Source organism: Achromobacter sp. 1L-A-4-B-C2, assembly GCF_057291955.1.
This window is the reverse complement of sequence record NZ_JBXAWP010000004.1, coordinates 344272-363517: the sequence shown is the minus strand read 5'-3', so window position 1 is coordinate 363517 and position 19246 is coordinate 344272. Positions and strand designations below refer to the sequence as shown.

General features: G+C 66.3%; 19 protein-coding genes. 11 read left to right on the top strand and 8 right to left on the bottom strand.

What is annotated here, in order from left to right; all coding sequences use genetic code 11:
- Positions 1-120 precede the first annotated feature (120 nt).
- Positions 121-2007: a sigma-54-dependent Fis family transcriptional regulator gene (locus AC0Z35_RS20305; protein WP_485132581.1), complete on the top strand. Its 1887-nt coding sequence runs from the start codon at positions 121-123 to the stop codon at positions 2005-2007.
- A 5-nt stretch (positions 2008-2012) separates the two neighbouring features.
- On the opposite strand, the gene trpC is transcribed toward AC0Z35_RS20305, so the two are convergent.
- The 6 genes from trpC to rpe form a co-directional block, all read right to left on the bottom strand.
- Positions 2013-2801, bottom strand: a complete 789-nt coding sequence (gene trpC, locus AC0Z35_RS20300) for an indole-3-glycerol phosphate synthase TrpC (RefSeq protein WP_485132580.1) — start codon at positions 2799-2801, stop codon at positions 2013-2015.
- The gene (gene trpD, locus AC0Z35_RS20295) at positions 2798-3829 is read right to left on the bottom strand and encodes an anthranilate phosphoribosyltransferase (RefSeq protein ID WP_046805611.1); all 1032 of its coding nucleotides are present in this window, start codon (positions 3827-3829) and stop codon (positions 2798-2800) included. The genes trpC and trpD overlap by 4 nt, the downstream gene beginning before the upstream one ends.
- Positions 3830-3846: 17 nt before the next feature.
- Positions 3847-4413, bottom strand: coding sequence for an aminodeoxychorismate/anthranilate synthase component II (locus tag AC0Z35_RS20290; RefSeq protein WP_104144831.1), 567 nt, complete (start codon positions 4411-4413; stop codon positions 3847-3849).
- 47 nt (positions 4414-4460) lie between these two features.
- Entirely contained in the window at positions 4461-5981 is a 1521-nt protein-coding gene (gene trpE / locus AC0Z35_RS20285) for an anthranilate synthase component I (protein WP_046805613.1), read from the bottom strand.
- Positions 5982-6286: 305 nt separating this feature from the next.
- Complete coding sequence (locus AC0Z35_RS20280) at positions 6287-6994, bottom strand: phosphoglycolate phosphatase (RefSeq protein ID WP_046805614.1); 708 nt, start codon at positions 6992-6994, stop codon at positions 6287-6289.
- Between the two features lie 19 nt (positions 6995-7013).
- The gene (gene rpe, locus AC0Z35_RS20275) at positions 7014-7742 is read right to left on the bottom strand and encodes a ribulose-phosphate 3-epimerase (protein ID WP_046805615.1); all 729 of its coding nucleotides are present in this window, start codon (positions 7740-7742) and stop codon (positions 7014-7016) included.
- 139 nt (positions 7743-7881) lie between these two features.
- On the opposite strand from rpe, the gene apaG reads away from it, so the two are divergent.
- From apaG to AC0Z35_RS20250, 5 genes are all read left to right on the top strand, one after another.
- A complete protein-coding gene (gene apaG, locus AC0Z35_RS20270; RefSeq protein WP_046805616.1) occupies positions 7882-8256 on the top strand; it encodes a Co2+/Mg2+ efflux protein ApaG in 375 nt (124 codons plus the stop codon).
- Positions 8257-8291: 35 nt separating this feature from the next.
- A complete protein-coding gene (mltA, locus tag AC0Z35_RS20265) occupies positions 8292-9599 on the top strand; it encodes a murein transglycosylase A (RefSeq protein WP_046805617.1) in 1308 nt (435 codons plus the stop codon).
- A complete protein-coding gene (locus AC0Z35_RS20260) occupies positions 9596-10765 on the top strand; it encodes a UbiH/UbiF family hydroxylase (RefSeq protein ID WP_485132579.1) in 1170 nt (389 codons plus the stop codon). The genes mltA and AC0Z35_RS20260 overlap by 4 nt, the downstream gene beginning before the upstream one ends.
- A gap of 209 nt (positions 10766-10974) precedes the next feature.
- Positions 10975-11760, top strand: a complete 786-nt coding sequence (locus AC0Z35_RS20255) for a DsbC family protein (protein WP_485132578.1) — start codon at positions 10975-10977, stop codon at positions 11758-11760.
- A gap of 64 nt (positions 11761-11824) precedes the next feature.
- Complete coding sequence (locus AC0Z35_RS20250) at positions 11825-12793, top strand: D-2-hydroxyacid dehydrogenase family protein (RefSeq protein WP_046805620.1); 969 nt, start codon at positions 11825-11827, stop codon at positions 12791-12793.
- A 46-nt stretch (positions 12794-12839) separates the two neighbouring features.
- Here AC0Z35_RS20250 and ttcA read toward each other — a convergent pair whose 3' ends face one another.
- Both ttcA and folB read right to left on the bottom strand, forming a co-directional pair.
- Positions 12840-13829: a tRNA 2-thiocytidine(32) synthetase TtcA gene (gene ttcA / locus AC0Z35_RS20245; protein ID WP_120153575.1), complete on the bottom strand. Its 990-nt coding sequence runs from the start codon at positions 13827-13829 to the stop codon at positions 12840-12842.
- A gap of 2 nt (positions 13830-13831) precedes the next feature.
- Positions 13832-14191, bottom strand: coding sequence for a dihydroneopterin aldolase (gene folB, locus AC0Z35_RS20240; protein WP_046805622.1), 360 nt, complete (start codon positions 14189-14191; stop codon positions 13832-13834).
- 123 nt (positions 14192-14314) lie between these two features.
- Between folB and AC0Z35_RS20235 the strand changes: the two genes are divergently transcribed.
- The 5 genes from AC0Z35_RS20235 to AC0Z35_RS20215 all read left to right on the top strand — a co-directional run bounded on the left by AC0Z35_RS20235 (position 14315) and on the right by AC0Z35_RS20215 (position 19158).
- Positions 14315-15217, top strand: a complete 903-nt coding sequence (locus tag AC0Z35_RS20235; protein WP_485132577.1) for an NAD(P)/FAD-dependent oxidoreductase — start codon at positions 14315-14317, stop codon at positions 15215-15217.
- Positions 15218-15577: 360 nt separating this feature from the next.
- Positions 15578-16546, top strand: coding sequence for a Bug family tripartite tricarboxylate transporter substrate binding protein (locus tag AC0Z35_RS20230; RefSeq protein WP_485132576.1), 969 nt, complete (start codon positions 15578-15580; stop codon positions 16544-16546).
- Entirely contained in the window at positions 16547-17212 is a 666-nt protein-coding gene (locus tag AC0Z35_RS20225) for a 3-oxoacid CoA-transferase subunit A (RefSeq protein WP_485132575.1), read from the top strand.
- Position 17213: 1 nt separating this feature from the next.
- Positions 17214-18011: a 3-oxoacid CoA-transferase subunit B gene (locus AC0Z35_RS20220; RefSeq protein WP_223264933.1), complete on the top strand. Its 798-nt coding sequence runs from the start codon at positions 17214-17216 to the stop codon at positions 18009-18011.
- A gap of 184 nt (positions 18012-18195) precedes the next feature.
- Complete coding sequence (locus AC0Z35_RS20215; RefSeq protein ID WP_219991598.1) at positions 18196-19158, top strand: tripartite tricarboxylate transporter substrate binding protein; 963 nt, start codon at positions 18196-18198, stop codon at positions 19156-19158.
- The last annotated feature ends 88 nt before the right edge of the window (positions 19159-19246 follow it).

Genomic DNA, 19246 nt, shown 5'->3' with positions numbered 1-19246 from the left:
CGAAAGTTGACTTCGACGCGCCCTGTCCGGCGTGCAACAGTTTTGCCCCTTCGAGATGTCGTTATTTGCGACGTTGTCGCGGAACAGGTGTCGCAGAAGCGCCTGTCCAAGGAGACAAGCATGGCCAGTCAATCTCGTCAGCACGCGCTGACGCAAGCGCGCCTGCTGTTCAACCAGCAGGGCGCCGTGCCCGGCGGCATCGTTGCCGAGCCCATCCTGCGGTCCTGGCGCCGATGCGCCGACCTGGGCTTTGACATGCGCGGTGTGCGGCGTGCCGAGCTCATGACGCAAGGCGAACTGCGCGAGGCCCAGCAGCGCAACGAAGCGCTGCGCCGCTTGTCTGAACCCGCCATGTCCTACCTGCGCCGCCAGGCCGGCGGCAGCGGCAATCTTGTGATTCTGTCGGACGCCCAGGGCCTGGTGCTGGATAGCGACGGCGATAGCGGTTTTGCCAGCCGCGCATCGCGCGTGGCGCTGATGCCGGGCGCGCCGTGGGATGAAGCGGCGGCGGGCACCAACGCCATCGGAACGGCTTTGGTCGAAGGCCGACCCATTGCCGTGCATGGCGCGGAACATTATTTCGAACCCAATCGCATCCTGACCTGCGCGGCGGTGCCCATCACCGACAGCGAAGGGCGCACGCTGGGCGTGCTGGATTTGTCCAGCCAGGCGCGCGATGTCCGCCCCGACGTGCTGGCGCTGGTGCGCGCGGCCGTGGACGTCATCGAACACCGCCTGTTTGAACAGGCTTATGAACACTACGCGGTGCTGCGTCTGCACGACGACCCGACCGGGCTGGGCGCGCCCGGCGAAGGCTTGCTGGCATTTCAGGGCGACCTGCTGATCGGCGCGAACCGCCGTGCGTTGCAGGCATTGGGTCTGGCCCCGACCGCACTGGGCGTGTATCGCTACGCCGATGTGTTCGACGGCGAACTGGAACGCTGCCCCGACGCGTCCGGCCGGGTGCTGGCGCGATCGGGCGCCGGCTACCACGCGCGCTTGCGTCAGCCGCGTTCGCGGCCGCCGCAGCCCACGGCGCCGGCTCTGCCCGCCGCCACCGTCCGGCCGGCGGCGCCCAGCTTCGATGCCGCCACGCTGGGTGCGCTGGCGCGTGCGGTGCATTTGTCGGACGCGGGCGTTTCCCTATTGCTGCAAGGCGAAACCGGCGTCGGCAAGGAAGTGTTCGCCCGCGAAGTGCACGCGCGAGGCAAGCGCGCATCGGGCCCCTTCGTGGCGGTCAATTGCGCGGCGCTGCCCGAAAGCCTGATTGAATCCGAACTGTTCGGCTACGAAGACGGCGCCTTCACCGGGGCGCGCCGGCAAGGCAGCAAGGGCTTGCTGCGCCAGGCGCATGGCGGGGTGTTGTTCCTGGATGAAATTGGCGACATGCCGCTGCTGCTGCAATCACGCTTGCTGCGGGTGCTGCAAACGCGCGAAGTGTCGCCGCTGGGGGCGGCGCGGCCGGTGCCGGTGGACTTTGCGCTGGTGTGCGCCACCCATCGCCCGCTGGCGCACGAAGGGTCCGATGCGCCGGTGCGCCCGGACCTGTATTTCCGCATTGCCGAATATACGGTCACGCTGGAACCGCTGCGCGCCCGCGCCGACCGCCTGGAATTGCTGCGCGCGTTGTGGGCGGCGCAAGGCCCGGGGCCGGTGCTGCCACCGTCAATCGAAGCCCGGCTGGCCGGGTATTCGTGGCCGGGCAATTACCGGCAGTTGGTAGCGGTGCTGCGCACCTTGCATGTGTTGGCCGGTCCGTCGGGCGTGGTCGATGTCGACATGCTGCCCGCCGAACTGTTGCAGTCATCCGCCACATCGTGCCCCACGCAGGACGCGCCCACGGCGGACAGCGGCGCGGCGGATCTGCAATCGATGACCGATACCGCCATTCGGGATGCGCTGGCCGCGCATGGCGGCAACGTCAGCCGAGCGGCGCGCGCGCTGGGTGTGCACCGCAGCACCGTGTATCGGCGCGCGGGCAATCTGGTTGGGCCGCGTCCGCGATAGCGGCCCTAGCCGACCAGACGCGCGAGTTCCGCGCCGGGGTCCTTGGCGCGCATGAAGGCTTCGCCCACCAGAAAGGCATTGACGTTGTTGTCGCGCATCAGCTTGACGTCTTCGGGCTTGAGAATGCCGCTTTCCGTGACGACGCGCTTGCCGGCCGGAATGTTGGGCAGCAGGTCCAGCGTGTTCTTCAAGCTGGTTTCGAAGGTGCGCAGGTTGCGGTTGTTGATGCCCAGAAGCGGCGTCTTCATTGTCAACGCCACGTCCAGTTCGCGGGCGTCGTGCACTTCCACCAGCACGTCCATGCCCAGTTCCATCGCCAGCGTTTCGTAGTCGCGCAATTGCGTCGGCGTCAGCGCGGCCACGATCAGCAGCACGCAGTCGGCGCCCATCGCGCGCGCAGCGATGATCTGGTAGGAATCGATCACGAAGTCTTTGCGCAGCACGGGCAGCGAGCACGCCGCGCGCGCCTGGCGCAGGTGGTCGTGCGAACCCTGGAAGAACTGCACATCGGTCAGCACCGACAGGCAGGCGGCGCCATGCACGGCATAGGACGAGGCGATGTCGGCGGGGGCGAAGGTGTCGCGCAGCACGCCCTTGGAGGGCGAGGCTTTCTTGATTTCAGCGATGACGCCGGCCTTGCCTTGCGAGATCTTGTCTTCGATGGCTTGGGCAAAGCCGCGCACGTCCTGGCGCGCCTGCGCTTCGCGCAGGACTTCGGCTTCGCTGCGCATCTGGCGGGCGGCGGCGACTTCCTCGACCTTGACGGCGAGGATCTTCGCAAGAATATCGTTCATTTCTGGAATTTCCGGGTATATGCGCAGAATTCTTCCAGCTTGGCTCGCGCCGCGCCGGTGGCGATCATTTCAAATGCTAGCGCTAAGGCTTCGGGAATGGAATCGGCTTTATTGCCGGCGTAGATGGCAAGTCCTGCGTTCAGGGCGACGATGTCGCGGGCCGTGCCCTCGACATTTTCCAGCGCCTCGATGACAAGTTCGCGTGACTGCTCGCGATTGGACACCTTGATGGACCGGTTGGACATCATGGATAGCCCGTAGTCTTCGGGATGGATTTCATATTCCCGTATTTGACCATCTTTCAGCTCGCCCACCAGCGTGGCCCCGCCCAAGGACGCTTCGTCCATCCCGTCCTTGCCGTGTACCACCAGCACGTGGCGCGAACCCAGGCGTTCCAGCACGCGCACCTGAATGCCCACCAAGTCCGGGTGGAACACCCCCATCAACTGGTTGGCGGCGCCGGCCGGGTTGGTCAGGGGGCCAAGAATATTGAAGATGGTGCGCACGGCCAATTCCTTGCGCACGGCGGCCACGTTCTTCATGGCGCCGTGATGCGCGGGCGCGAACATGAAGCCGATGCCGGTGGCCTGGATGCATTCGGCCACTTCCTCGGGCGACAGGACCAGGTTGGCGCCCAGCGCTTCCAGCACGTCGGCGCTGCCGCTGGACGAAGACGCGCTGCGATTGCCGTGCTTGGCGATCGGCACGCCGGCCGCCGCCGCCACGAACATGGCGGTGGTCGAGATGTTGAACGTGTGGCTGCCGTCCCCGCCCGTGCCGCACATATCCAGCAGGTCTTGCGGATTGGGCGTGACCACGGGCGTGGCGAATTCACGCATGACCTGCGCGGCGGCGGTGATTTCGCCGATGGTTTCCTTCTTGACGCGCAGGCCCATCAAGAGCGCGCTGGCGATCTGCGGCGACATCTCGCCGCGCATCAGCATGCGCATCAGATGCAGCATTTCGTCGTGGAAAATTTCGCGGTGTTCGATGCAGCGCGTCAGGGCTTCGGTGGGGGAAATGGTCACGATGCGTCCTTCTTGTCTTAGGCGAGGTTCAGAAAATTGCGCAGCAGGGCATGGCCATGTTCGCTGAGCACCGACTCGGGATGAAACTGTACTCCGTACAGCGGCAGGGTCTTGTGACGCACGCCCATGATGTCGCCGTCGGGCGCGGTGGCGGTCACCGCCAGACAGTCGGGCAGGGTGGCGGGGTCGATGGTCAGTGAGTTGTAACGGATCACGGTGTAGGGCGTGGGCAGGCCGTTGAAGATATCGGTGCCGGTGTGCGAAATTTGCACCGTCTTGCCGTGCATGATTTGCTGGGCGCGCACGATGTCGCCGCCGTAGGCCGCGCCGATGGCCTGGTGGCCCAGGCACACGCCCAGGATCGGCTTCTTGCCGGCGAAGGCCTGGATGGCGGCCACCGAGATGCCGGCTTCCGCGGGCGAGCACGGGCCGGGGGACACGCAGATGCGGTCCGGGTTCAGCGCGGCAATCTCTTCCAGGGTGATCTGGTCGTTGCGCGCCACGCGCACGTCTTCGCCCAGTTCGCCAAAGTACTGGACCAGGTTGTAGGTAAACGAATCGTAGTTATCAATCATCAACAGCATTTTTTTCTCCGTGCGGGCGGGGGGCGTGCGGCGGGGCCGGGCCGGGATCAGATGGGTTCGTCCAGGCCGTGCTGGACCTGTTCGGCGGCGCGCAGTACGGCGCGGGCCTTGGCTTCGGTTTCGGCGTATTCGGCCTCGGGGTTCGAGTCGGCTACGATGCCGGCGGCGGCCTGCACATACAGCGTGCCGTCCTTGATGACGCCGGTGCGGATGGCGATGGCCACGTCCATTTCGCCGCCATAGCTCAGGTAGCCGGCAGCCCCGCCGTAGATGCCACGGCGCACGGGTTCCAGTTCGTCAATGATCTTCATGGCTTCCACCTTGGGCGCGCCCGTCAGCGTGCCGGCGGGAAAGGACGCGCGCAGCACGTCCATGCTGCTCATGCCGGGGTTCAGGTTGCCCGTCACGTTGGACACCAGGTGCATCACGTGCGAATAGCGTTCGATGACCATGGTGTCGCTGACCTTGACCGAGCCCACCTCGGCCACGCGGCCCACGTCGTTGCGCGCCAAGTCGATCAGCATCACGTGTTCGGCCACTTCCTTGGGGTCGGCCTTCAATTCGGCGGCCAGTGCCGCGTCTTCCTCGGGCGTTGCGCCGCGCTTGCGGGTGCCGGCTAGCGGGCGGATGGTGATCTGCGACTTGGGCACGCCGTTGTCCACCACGCGCTCCTGGCGCACCAGGATCTCGGGCGAGGCGCCCACCACCTGGAAGTCACCGAAGTTCCAGAAGTACATATAAGGCGAGGGGTTCAGCGAGCGCAGCGCGCGGTACAGCGACAGCGGCGAATCGCGGAACGGCTTCGCGATGACCTGGCCGATCTGCACCTGCATCAGGTCGCCGGCGGCGATGTGTTCCTTGGCGCGGTGTACGGCGGCCAGATAGTCTTCTTTCTTGAAATCGCGCCGCTCTTCGGTCTGCATGCTGGCGTGGCTGTACGGAATTTCCACGGGGCGTCGCAGGCGCGCGCGCAGATCGTGCAGGCGCTGCTGGGCGCGGCTGTAGGATTCGGGCTGGCTGGGGTCGGCGTACACCATCAGGTAGATGCGGCCCGCCAGGTTGTCGACGATGACCAATTCGTCCACATGCATCAGCATCAGGTCGGGCGTACCGCCCTCCATGCCGGCCGGGAACGGCTTGACGGCAGGGCCCAGGCAGGGCTCGATGTGACGCACGGTGTCGTAGCCGAAGTAGCCGGCCAGGCCGCCGCAAAAGCGCGGCATGCCGGGGCGCAGCGCCACCTTGAAACGGCTTTGGTATTGCTCGATGAAGGCAAGCGGATCGCCTTCGTGCGTTTCCACGATCTTGCCGTCGTGCAGCACTTCGGTCAGCGTGCCGCTGGCGCGGATCACGGTGCGGGCGGGCAGGCCGATGAAGGAATAGCGCCCGAAGCGCTCGCCGCCCACCACCGATTCCATCAGGCAGGTCATGCGGCCGGCCAAGGGGCCTGCGTGCGCCAGCTTCAGGTAGATGCCCAGCGGGGTGTCCAGGTCGGCGTAGGTCTCGGCCACCAGCGGGATGCGGTTGTAGCCTTGAGCGGCGAGGGCCTTGAATTCGATTTCGGTCATGTCGGGGTCTCGTAAGCGATTTTTGGTTTGCTTTCAGACCGGGCGCACAACAAAAAAGCCCGGTCCAGGTGTCTGGTTCCGGGCTTGGCTCTGTGTTTACACAGCTACGGCACTAGGCGGCATACGCGTCCAGGGCCGGGAGGGATCATCGCCACCCGGAAGACAAACGCCACCAGCGCCACGAGGCGCCGAGCATTTGGTTCTGGGGGTAAGCGTTCATTGATCCGGGTGTGTCTTGATGAGGTGCAGTGTTCGGTTGTTCAGGTGTTTGCCGACGCAATTCAGGAGGCGATTCAGGAAGCGATTCAGGAAGCGATTTTTGCGGCGTTCTGGTTTTGGTTCCAGAGCGCAACCCACTGAGCGGCGTTGACAAGCGTGTCAACTATACCATCGACATCCAGCTCCCGCACGTCCCGGCCTTCGTTGTAGCCATAAGGCACCACCAGCACTTGCGTACCGGCCGTGCGGCCCGCCTGGGCATCGTTGATCGAGTCGCCGATGGTGACGGCCTCGGTCACCGCCACGCCCAGCAGTTCGCAGGCGTGCAGCACCTGGTCGGGGTCGGGCTTGCGGCGCACGCAGGTGTCGCCGCAGACCACGGCGTCGAAAAAGCCCGCCAAACCCGTGCGCTGCAATAGCGGCAGGGTGAATTCGGTGGGCTTGTTGGTGACCACCGCCAGTTTCAGGCCCTGGTCGCGCATGTGCTTCAGGCCGTCGATCACGCCGGGGTAGACCTGGGCGCGTTCGCCGTTGACCAGGTGATAGTGCCGGTAGAAGGAGTCGCGGGCGCGGGCGAATTCCTCGGCCGACGGGTCGGGTGCGTCCAGGCTGCCCGCCAGACTGCGGCGGACCAGGTTGTCCACGCCCTTGCCGACAAACGTGGCAACCACGTCTTCACGCAGCACGGTCAGGCCCAGGTCGACGCGCATGGCGTTGGCGGCGAACGCCAGGTCGGGGATGGAGTCCAGCAGGGTGCCGTCCAGGTCCAGCAGCGCGGCGCGAAAAGCGGTCATGTCGAGGTTTCCTGGTGGCTTAGACGGCGGTGGTTTCGCCGATGGCGATCTGTTCGCGCATGGATTTGATGATGCCGGCGTAGTCGGGCTTGCCGAAAATGGCCGAGCCGGCCACGAAGGTGTCGGCGCCCGCGCGGCGGATTTCGGCGATGTTGTCGATTTTGACGCCGCCGTCCACCTGCAGCACGATTTCCTGGCCGCCGGCCTGCGTCCAGGCGTCGATCCGGGCGCGTGCTTCGCGCAACTTTGCCAGCGTGCCGGGAATGAAGCTCTGGCCGCCAAAGCCCGGGTTCACCGACATGATCAGGATCAGGTCGATCTTGTCCATGACGTAGTCCAGGTAGGACAGCGGCGTGGCGGGGTTGAACACCAGGCCGGCCTTACAGCCGTTTTCGCGGATCAGCGACAGCGTGCGGTCCACGTGGCGGCTGGCGTCCGGGTGAAAGCTGATGTAATCGGCGCCTGCCTTGGCGAACATCGGGACCAGGTCATCCACCGGCTCGACCATCAGATGCACGTCGATCGGCACTTGCACATGGGGCCGGATGGCCGCGCACACCATCGGGCCGATGGTCAGATTGGGGACATAGTGGTTGTCCATCACGTCCACGTGTATCCAGTCGGCACCGGCGGCGACGACGTTGCGGACTTCCTCGCCCAGGCGGGCGAAGTCAGCCGACAGGATACTGGGGGTGATGCGGGTGGAGGCCGTGGAGGTAGACATGATGTTCGGGATCGGGGAGGGCATAATGTGCCATTATTGCAGTTTGAGGCGCGGGTTCGGGAAAGGCTCGGTTCCACGGCTCCCAATTCTGCGTTGTCCAAACGTCTCCCGAACGCCCGGCGCCGATCTCCGGCCCCCGCGTCCAGCCACACAGGGAAGGACTGTGAAACCTTACGACCTGAGCGTCTCTGTCTCTCCGCGCTTCGTGCCTGAACAGTCCGATCCGGGCGAACAGCAATTCGTGTTTGCCTATACCGTTCGCATCACCAACACCGGCGAACATCCCGCCCAGGTGATCAGCCGCCATTGGGTCATCACCGACGGCAACCAGCGCGTGCAGGAAGTGCGCGGGCTGGGCATCGTGGGCCAGCAACCGTTGCTGGCGCCCGGCGAAACCTTCGAATACACCAGCGGCTGTCCGCTGCCCACCCCCGTGGGCACCATGCGCGGCACCTATCACTGCGTCGGCGAGAACGGCATCCCGTTCGAAGTGCCGATCTCCGAATTCGTCCTGGCCATGCCTCGCACCCTGCATTGAATGGCCCCGCCCGTCGCTCGTTTTTTTCCTAGCTCATGAAGCGCATTCTCAGCCTGTCCCTGCTGCCGATCTTGCTGGCGGCATGCTCCACGCCGTCGGAAATTCCTTCCGGCCCCGGCGAAACCAGCACCATCCCCGGCTCGCGTGCTCCGGCGGCTGACGGCCCCCTGGTGGTGCCGTCGCTGTCGGCGTTGCCTGACACCCCGCCGCGCGCGCTGGCCGGCAAGTTCAAGGCCGGCACCTGGTCCGAAATGCCCGGCTGGTCCGCCGACGACCTGACCCAGTTCTGGCCCCTGTTCCTGCGCAATTGCCGTGGGCTGATGCGTCCGACCAGCGGCAATCTGGCCGCCCCGGCGCGCGCCACGCCGCGTGCGTGGCAGCCCGTCTGCGCCGCGGCCATCGACCCGGCCCGCGCGCCGGCGGCGGGCGACGGCGAAGCCGTGCGCCGCTTCCTGCAAACCTATTTGCAGCCGTGGCGTCTGAACGCCGCCGACGGCAAGCCGGCCACCAACACGGTCACCGGCTACTACGAGCCGCTGGTGCGCGGATCGCGCCGCCAGGGCGGTAACTACCAATGGCCGCTGTACGCCGTGCCGGCCGACTTGCTCACCATCGACCTGGGTTCGGTCTACCCGGACCTGGCCGGCAAGCGCGTGCGCGGCAAGCTGGACGGCAAGCGCGTGGTGCCCTACGACACCCGCGCCGCCATCGAATCCCCCTCGGGCCGCAAGCCGCCGGTTGTCGTCTGGGTGGATGACCCGGTGGATAACTTCTTCCTGCAAGTGCAGGGCTCGGGCCGCGTCCAGTTGACCGACGGCCCCGACGCCGGCAAGACCATCCGCGTGGCCTACGCCGACCATAACGGCCAGCCCTATGTGTCCATCGGCCGCTGGCTGATCGACCGGGGCGAACTCAGCGCCGATCAGGCGTCCATGCAGAACATCCGCGCCTGGGCACAGCGCAATCCGAAGCGCGTGCCTGAAATGCTGAACGCGAATCCGGCGGTGGTGTTCTTCCGCGAAGAGCCGGTCATCGACCCCGAACAGGGGCCCAAGGGCGCCTACGCCATCCCGCTGGCGCCCAAGCGATCCATCGCCGTGGACGCCACCTTCGTGCCGCTGGGCACCCCGGTGTACCTGGCCACGACCTTCCCGGCCTCCGACCGCCCGTTGCAACGGCTGGTTTTCGCGCAAGACACGGGCACGGCCATCCGGGGCGCCGCGCGCGCCGACTTCTACTGGGGTTACGGTGAAGAAGCCGGCCAGCAGGCGGGCCGCATGAAACAACGGGGCCAGATGTGGGTGCTGTGGCCCAAGCAAGCTGGGGAGCCCTCGGCAAGATGAGCCATCAAATCGTCGTATGCGGGGCCGGTATCGTCGGCCTGTCCACCGCCCTGGCGCTGGCCCGGCGCGGCCAGCGCGTTGCCGTGCTGGCGCCGCGTTCATCCGTGCCCGCCGCCGATCCCAACCATTACCACCCGCGCGTCTACGCCATTTCGCCCGCCAGCCAGCGTTTCCTGGCCGAGCTGGGCGTGTGGGACGCCATGCCCGCCGGCCGGCTGATGCCGGTGCAAGCCATGGAAATCCACGGCGACGCCGACGGGCAGGTCAACCTGAACGCCTGGCAGGCGGCGTTGCCGCAACTGGCCTGGATCGTCGAATCTGGCGAGATCGAGCGCGTGTTGATCCAGGCGGTGCGGATGTTCGGCATCCCCTGGCTGGAAGACCGCTGCATCGGCTATCAGGATGGCGCGGTCGATACCGAAAGCGGGGCGCGCATCCAGGCGGAATTGTTCGTGGGCGCCGACGGCGCGGCCTCGCCGCTGCGCACGGCGGCCGGCTTGAAGCACGACACCGTGTCCTACAACGACACGGGCCTGGTGGTGCATCTGGATGCCGAACACGCCCACCATGGCACTGCCATCCAGTGGTTCCGTGACGACGGCGTGCTGGCGCTGTTGCCGCTGCCCGACACCGCCGACGGTCCGCAAGTGTCGATGGTCTGGTCCATGCGCAGCGAACCGGCGCAGGCGCTGCTGGCCTTGCCGGCCGAACAGCAAACTGCCCGGCTGGAAACCTTGCTGGCCGACGCCGCCGAGGGCCGGCTGGGCCGCTTGAAGGTGCGCAGCAAATTGCACGGCTTTCCGCTGACGCTGGAACGCGCGCAGATGGTGGCGCCCGGCATCGCGCTGGCCGGCGACGCCGCGCACCGGCTGCATCCCCTGGCGGGCCAGGGCCTGAACCTGGGCCTGGGCGACGTCGAGGCGCTGGCCCGCACCGTGGCTGGCCGCGAGTCCTACCGGTCGGCGGGCGACATCCGCGTGCTGCATCGGTACCAGCGCGCCCGCGCCGAACCGGTGCTGGCGATGCGCCTGGCTACCGACGGCCTGCACAAGCTGTTCTCCTCGCGCGCGACGCCGCTGGTGTGGCTGCGAAACGCGGGGATGCATGTGGTGGAACGCGCGCCCTTGGTCAAACGCCGCCTGATCGCGGGTGCATCGGCCAATTGATGCGGCATTGAGGCGCACGCCCCGCAGCGGGCGATCCGGCACGGGCGGTCAGCCCCGCGCTTTGAGGTTTTCTTTTGGAACCTTGAAGCGCGCCGGGCGTCTGAACGACACTTCGCCTTTCCGCGTCCAACCGGCATGTCGTCCGGCCCGGCTCCTTGCCGGATGAGTTACGCTTTCCCCCAAAGAACACGATAAGTACAGGAGCACCCATGACTTTCCGCATCTCCGCCACGCTGGCGGCTTGTTTCCTGGCCGGCGGGCTGGGCTTGTCCGCCCCGGCTCTGGCGCAGGCGCCGGCCCAAGGCAAGGCCGTCTCCACCGAGTCGGTCGGCAAACCCGCCAAGGGCGAAAAAAGCGTGTCGACGCCGCAGCTCGACGCCGTCAAGGAACGCTTCGAACAACGCTTTTCCGGCATGGACGTCACCGCCGTGCGCCTGACGCCTTACGGCATTTTTGAAGTGCAGTTGGGCATGGACCTGCTCTACACGGACGAAAAAGTCACCTGGGTCATGGAAGGTCCGTTGATAGACGCCATGACGCGCCGCGATGTCACCCGCGAGGCGCAGGAAAAGCTTAGCGCCGTCACGTTTGATCAGCTGCCGCTGGAACTGGCCATCAAGCAGGTCAAGGGCACCGGCGCAAAGAAGGTCGCCATTTTTGAAGATCCCAACTGCGGCTATTGCAAGCAGTTGCGCAAGACGATGGAAGACCTGAACGACGTCACCGTCTACACCTTCATGTACCCGATTCTGTCGCCCGATTCCAAGGACAAGGTGCGCGACGTCTGGTGCGCCAAGGACCAGGGCAAGACCTGGGACGACTGGATGGTGCGCAACAAGAAGCCGGCCGCCGGCAACTGCGACGTGCCCGAAGACAAGCTGCTTGCACTGGGCCACCGCCTGATGGTGCGCGGCACGCCCACGCTGTTCTTTGCCGACGGCTCGCGCGTCAGCGGCGCCATTCCGCTGGACCAACTGAAAGAACGCTTGAACTGACCGGCGCTGATCGCGCCGGCCGGGTGGCTGGCGCGATAGCCGCCTTGCCACCCGGAGAAGACACTTGAAAATCGCAATACTGGACGATTACCACGACGTAGCACGGCGCTATGCGGATTGGACCTCGCTGGGCGGTGACGCCCAGGTGCAGATCTTCAACAACTTCATTCCGGTCGAACAGGTCGAGGCCACGCTGGAACCCTTCGACGTGATCGTGGCGATGCGCGAACGCACGCCGTTTCCGGCCGAGCGCATTCGCGCGTTGCCGAAGCTGCGCCTGTTGATCACCACCGGCATGCGCAACAACGCCATCGATATGCAAGCCTGCACGCAACAGGGCATCGTCGTGTGCGGCGCGCCGGGCAGTGCCGACGCCAACACCGCCACGGCCGAACTGGCCTGGGCGCACATCCTGGGGCTTTTCAAGCACCTGCCCGCGGAAGATGCGGCCATGCGCCGCGGCATGTGGCAAACCGCCATGCCGGAGCCATTGGCCGGCAAGCGGCTGGGGGTGTTGGGGCTGGGCAAGCTGGGCGCGGCCGTGGCCAAGGTGGGCCTGGCTTTCGGCATGGACGTGGTGGCCTGGAGCCCCAACCTGACGGACGAACGCGCCGAGGCGGCGGGCGTCAAGCGTGTCGACAAGCACACGCTTTTTGCCACGTCCGACGTGGTCAGCCTGCACTTGATCTTGTCCGAGCGCAGCCGTCACGTGGTCGACGCCGCGGCGCTTGCCGCGATGAAGCCGACCGCCTATCTGGTGAACACGTCGCGCGCCGGCCTGGTCGACAACGAGGCCCTGATGGACGCTCTGGTCAAATTCCGCTTGGCCGGCGCGGGCCTGGACGTCTACCCCGAAGAGCCGCTATCGCCCACCGACTCGGTGCGCGACCTGGACAACGTGATCCTGACCCCGCACCTGGGCTACGTCAGCCGCGAGAATTTCGAAGCGTTCTACCAGAACGCGCTGGACGCCGTGAAGGCGTTTCAGGCGGGCAAGCCGATTCGGGTGTTGAACCCGTCATCGGCGGCGTGATCGCGGGCGCAGGCGTTTGTGCCTGCCCCTGCTACCGACCACGCAACTATCCGCGCGTAAACATCACTTTTTTCTCGACGATGCCGCTGGCGTCGGCGGACGCTTCCGGCGTGTCGCCGCAGGCGTCGTCCGCGTTGTCGTCCGGGTCCACCGCGTCAAACGCCGTGTCGCCATTCGCGTCTGGCACGCCGGTGGGTTTCAGGCCGACGAAGTCGAACAGGTCGCGGTCCATCAAGTGCGACGGCACCACGCGCGACAGCGCGTTGAACACGTTCCACGAGCGGCCAGGATGCTGCTTGTCCCAGTCTTTAATCATCCGGCCCACTTCCTTGCGCTTCAGGTTTTCCTGCGAGCCGCAAAGGTTGCACGGGATGATGGGGAATTGCTTGAGTTCGGCGTAGGCGATCAGGTCCGTTTCGGCCACGTAGGCCAACGGGCGGATCACGGTGTGGCGGCCGTCGTCCGACACCAGCTTGGGCGGCATGCCCTTGGCCTTGCCGCCATAGAACAGGTTCAGGAAGAACGTGGCCAGGATGTCGTCGCGGTGGTGGCCCAGCGCGATCTTGGTGGCGCCCAGTTCAGACGCGACGCGGTACAGGATGCCGCGACGCAAGCGCGAACAGAGCGAGCACATCGTCTTGCCTTCTTCCAGCACGCGCGTGACGATGGAATACGTGTCCTGCGTCTCGATGTGGAAGGGCACGCCCAGGTCTTTCAGGTACTGGGGCAGGATGTGGTCGGGAAAGCCCGGCTGCTTCTGATCCAGGTTGACGGCGATCAGCTCGAACTTGAACGGCGCGCGCTTTTGCAGCTGCAACAGGATGTCCAGCATGGCATAGGAATCCTTGCCGCCCGACAGGCAGACCATCACGCGGTCGCCTTCTTCGATCATGTTGTAGTCGGACAGCGCGCGCGTCGTCTCGCGGGCCAGGCGCTTGGTCAGCTTGTTGCCTTCGTGGCGGGCCTTTTCCTCGGCCTCGGTGCGAAAGCGGACCTCGGGGGAGCGGACGGCGGGGGGCGGTGCAATATCGTTCATGATCAACGCGAAATCTGGATTTCCACGCCTACCGCCGCGCAGTCGGAAAAGGCCATGGGCTTGCTGATGCGCAAGCGTAACGAGCGGATTTCCTGGAAGTCGGCCAACAGGCGCGCGGCGACTTGTTCGGACAGGGTTTCGATCAGGTTCACATGCGCCTGCGTGCATTCCTCGACGATGGCCTCGCGCAGACGGCGGTAGTCCAGCACGCTGTGGATATCGTGGTCGTCGACCGAGCGCTGGATGTCCACATCGAATTCGGCGTCGACATGCAGGGGCTGGGTGGCGCGGCGCTCGTGTTCGAGGATGCCGATGCGGGCGTCGAGCGCAAGCCCGGAAAGGATGATGCGACGTGTGGGCATGATGAAAACCTGGGTGGGACAGCCGGAATTGTAAGGGGACGGCGGATGGGGGGCGGCGCGCTGGCTACAATTGCGCCACGTCCTGGCACCCGTGAGGCGCCGGCGCGGTCAATAAGGGTGGAAATGCAACACATGCACGATGCGGTCATTGTAGGCGGCGGCCCGGCCGGCGCGTCCTGCGCCCTGTGGCTGGCCAGGCTTGGTTTGTCCCCGATATTAGTCGAGGCCGGCGCCCGCCTGGGCGGCCTGGCGCAGGACAACCCCTTCGCCGACGACTGGATCGCCGTGTTGCCGGGCGTGACCGGTCAGCAGGTGGCGGCCAATATCGACACCAGCGTGCGCGCCGCCAACGTGCCGCTGCGCATGAACTCCCGCGTTGTCGACGTGCTGCCCTGCAAAGGCGGCGTCCAGGCCACCTTGGCCGGCCCCGGCGGCGGCCAGGAACAGGTGCGTGGCCGTACGCTGGTCATCGCATCGGGCGTGCGCGCCAAGGGCTTGCCCGATCATCCGCCGGGCGCCTCGTGGCCCGGCGTGCTGGTCGGCCCGGGTTCGCCCATCGTCGCGCAGGACTACTCCGGCTTGTCGGTGGCGGTGCTGGGCGGCGGCGACAACGCCTTCGAGAATTACGTTTACGTGCGCAATCGCGGCGCGCGCATGGTGCACCTGTATGCGCGCAGCGTGCGCGCCCAGCAGCAATGGGTCACCCGCGCCGGCCGCGAGGGCGTGCGCATCGGCCCCTACACCGTCGACCCCGCCCACCGCAGCGTGGACGGCCGGCAGTACGACCTGATCCTGGTCTTCTACGGCTGGGAACCGCAGGCCGCCTTTGCCGACGGCCTGCAACTGGCCCGCGACGAACGCGGCTACATCCGCACCGACTTCGCCACCGCCGAGACCAGCGTGCCGGACATCTATGCCATTGGCGAAGTCGCCCACCGCATGCACCCCTGCGTGGTGACGTCGATGGCGGACGGCGTGGTCGCGGCCAAGGCCATCCAGCGCCGCTGGGAACGCGCGGGCGACTAAGCCCTCGTGAGTAAGTAGCGCGGCAGGCTGAGGCCAAGCCCAAGCCCCAGCCTTAGCCCGCCTCAGCCCCAGCCCAAGCCCCAGCCCAAGCCCCAGCCTCAGCCCCAGCCTCAGCCCCAGCCTCAGCCCCAGCCTCAGCCCCAGCCTCAGCCTCAGCCCCAGCCCCAGCCCCAGCCCCAGCCCAAGCCCGAATTCCCGGAGCCGCCACGCGGCCGGACCACGCTTGCCCGATCCGCGCGCCCACCTCGGCGTTAAGCTCAGGCGAAGCCCGTCCTCCAGATTGCAGAATTGGCATTTGCCGGCGCGCCGCACACACTTGCCCGACAAGTTGGTCATCCATGACCGCGTTCGGAGACAAGCATGTTGCAAGCGCATCGCTGGCTGGCCGCGGGCGTGATGGCGGCCGCCATCGCCGGTCCGGCTCACGCCGCCTGGCCGGAACGGCCGATCACCCTGATCATCCCGGCCGCGCCCGGCGGCACCACCGATATCTCGGCGCGGCTCATCGCCGACAAGCTTGCGGCCAAGCTGGGCCAGCAAGTCATCGTCGAGAACCGCGCGGGCGCGGCCGGCATCATCGGCGCCCAGGCGCTGGCGCGCGCCAAGCCCGACGGCTACACGCTGCTGATGGGCAATATCGGCCCCAACGCCATCAACTACGCGCTGTACAAGACGCTGCCCTACAAGCCCGCCGATTTCGCGCCGGTCACGTTGGTGATATCGGTGCCCAATGTACTGGTCGTGAACGAAGCGTCGCCCGTGCGCAGCGTGGCCGACTTGCAGGCGCAAGCGCGGCGCGACCCGTCCAAGGTGTCCTTCGGCAGCTCCGGCGCCGGCCAATCGCCCCATCTGTCCGCCGAACTGTTCAAGCAACGCGCGGGCGTGGCCGGCACGCATATCGCGTACAAAGGCGCCGGCCCCGCCGTGGCCGCGCTGCTGGGCCAGCAGTTCACCTTCATGATCGACAACCTGCCCAGCTCCATGCCGTACATCCAGTCGGGCAAGCTGCGCGCGCTGGCGGTCACCAGCGACAAGCGGCTGGCCGAACTGCCGGACGTGCCCACCATGGCCGAAGCCGGTGTCAAGGACATGGTGGTCACCGCGTGGTTTGGGTTGATCGCGCCAGCGGGCACGCCGGCAAACGTCGTCGACAAACTCTACGCCGCCACGCGCGACGTGGTGCAAAGCCCCGACATCAGCGGACGTTTCAAGGCCATGGGCGGCCAGGCGGGCGGCAACACACCCGCCGAATTCACCGCCTTCATCGACCAGGAACGCGCGCGCTGGAAACAGATCGTGGACACGGCCGGACTGGCCCTGGAGCAATAGATGATCGACAAGATCCAGGCGTCCATGGCCCAGGCCGTGGCTGTTATCCCCGACGGCGCATCGGTGCTGGTGGGCGGCTTCGGCGAGGCCGGTGTGCCGTACGAATTGCTGCAATGCCTGGCGCAATCCGGGCGGCGCGACTTGACCATCATCTCGAACAACGCCGGCACGTTCGAACGCGGCATTGCCGCGCTGCTGATCCGCAGGCAGGTCAGGAAGATCATCTGCTCGCACCCGCGCCCGCCCAATTCCGACGCCTTCGCACGCGCCTACCGGGCCGGCGAGGTCGAACTGGAATGCGTGCCGCAAGGCACCCTGGCCGAACGGTTGCGCGCGGCCGGCGCCGGACTGGGGCCGTTCTATACCCCCACCGGCTACGGCACGGAATTGGCCGAAGGGCGCCGTCAGGAAGTCATCGACGGCGTGGGCTATGTGCTGGAACAACCGCTGCGCGCCGACTACGCGCTGATCCGCGCCCACTTGGGCGACCGCTGGGGCAACCTGATGTACCGCCACGCGGCGCGCAACTTCAATCCGGTGATGTGCATGGCGGCGGGCCACGCCATCGCGCAGGTGGACGAGATCGTGCCGCTGGGCACCTTCGTGCCTGAGCAGGTCATGACGCAAGGCATCTTCGTCAAATCCGTGGTGCGGGTGGAGGGCTGACATGCAGGGCAATCAAACCAGGCAGGGCAATTACAACAACCAGGGCAATCAAGGCAGCCAAGGCCATCCAGGCAAGCGGGGCAACGACGGCGACCCACATGCCCGGTCCATCACCGGCCTGACCCGGCAACAGATCGCGCAGTTGCTGGCCAGCGATATACCCGATGGGTCCATCGTGAACCTGGGGATCGGCATGCCGACGCTGGTGGGCGATTACCTGCCGCCCGACAAGGACATCCTCTTGCACAGCGAAAACGGCATCCTGGGCATGGGCCCGGCTGCCAGCGGCAAGGACGTGGACCCGGACCTCATCAACGCCAGCCGCCAGCCCATCACCTTGCTGGACGGCGCGTCCATCACCGAGCACACCGTGTCGTTTGCAATGATGCGCGGCGGCCACCTGGACTATGCCGTGCTGGGCGCGTTCCAGGTATCGGAGACGGGTGACCTGGCCAACTGGAAGACGGATGCGGCCGATGCCATTCCCGCCGTGGGCGGCGCCATGGACCTGGCCGTGGGCGCCAAGCAGGTGCTGGTGACCATGGAACACCGTGGCCGCGACGGCACGCCCAAGGTGCTGCGCCAATGCACCTATCCGCTGACAGGAAAGGGCGTGGTCACGCGCATCTACACCGACCTGGCGGTGATCGATGTGACGCCCGCCGGTTTGAGCGTTTACGCGATGACCGATGGCGTCGACCCCGAGTACCTGCGATCGGTGACCGATGCGCCATTGCGCTTTCCAGAGACGCCGCGTGTGATCGTGCTGGATGCCGCCGGCGCGCCGCGCTACGCGTGATGGCGTCAACCGTGATCGCCTCGCACGCGCAGTCCGGCAGCTCAAGCGCGGCCTATTCAGCCCGGCCTATTCAGCCCGACCTGTTAAGCCCGACCTGTTAAGCCCGACCCCTCAAGCCCGACCGCTCAAGCCCGACCCATATCGCCCGACCCATCCAGCCCGATCCGGGCCAAGGAGACCGCTGATGATCCGTTCCCTGTTGGCCGCCGCCGCGCTATGCGCGTTACCGCTGGCCGCCGCGCACGCCGCGCCCGTCTATCCGGACAAGCCCATCACCTTGCTGATCCCATACCCGCCCGGCGGCAGCGCCGACATGCTGGCCCGGCCCCTGGGCGCGCAATTGCAAAAGATGTGGGGCCAGCCGGTGGTGCTGGAATACAAGCCGGGCGCGGGTGGCGCCATCGCCTCGGCCCAACTGGCGCGCGCCAAACCCGACGGCTATACGCTGCTGATGGTGCTGGCCGCGCACGCCATCAACCCCAGCCTGTATCCATCATTGCCTTACGACACGCGCAAGGACTTCGCGCCGGTGTCGCTCGTTGCCACCTTGCCGATGCTGGTGGCCGCGCCGTTGAACACGCCCGCCAACACGATTCCCGAGCTGATCACCTACGCCAAGAGTCACCCCGGCAAGCTCAGCTTTGCATCGGCGGGCAATGGCAACACCAGCCACCTGGCCGCCGAGATGTTCAAGAATCAGACGGGAACGGACATGATGCACGTGCCCTACAAGGGCAGCGGCCCGGCGGTTGTGGCATTGCTGGGTGGCGAGGTGTCGCTGATGTTCGACAGCATCTCAACGTCGTTGCCGCAGGTGCAGGCCGGCAAGTTGAAGGCAATCGCGGTAACGGGCGAACGCCGGTCGCCGCTGTTGCCCAACGTGCCGACGGTGGCCGAAAGCGTGCCGGGCTTTGTCGTGAACGGCTGGTATGGCGTGCTGGCGCCCGCCGGCACGCCGCCGGGCATCGTGGAAGCGTTGAGTCGCGGTATTGCCGACGCGGTAGCGGTGCCTGCCTTGAAGCAGCAACTGGCGGGCTACGGCTATGAAACCGTGGGATCCACGCCCGCCGAATTCGCCAGCCATATCGACCGTGAACTGGAAACGTGGAAGCAGGCCGTGACCGTGTCGGGCGCCAAACTGAATTAACGGCGATGACAGAAGCCGGCCGATGTGTTGCGCGTCGACCTCATCAGACCCGCCGCGATTTTGCTTTGAGAACTTTCTCATATTTCTG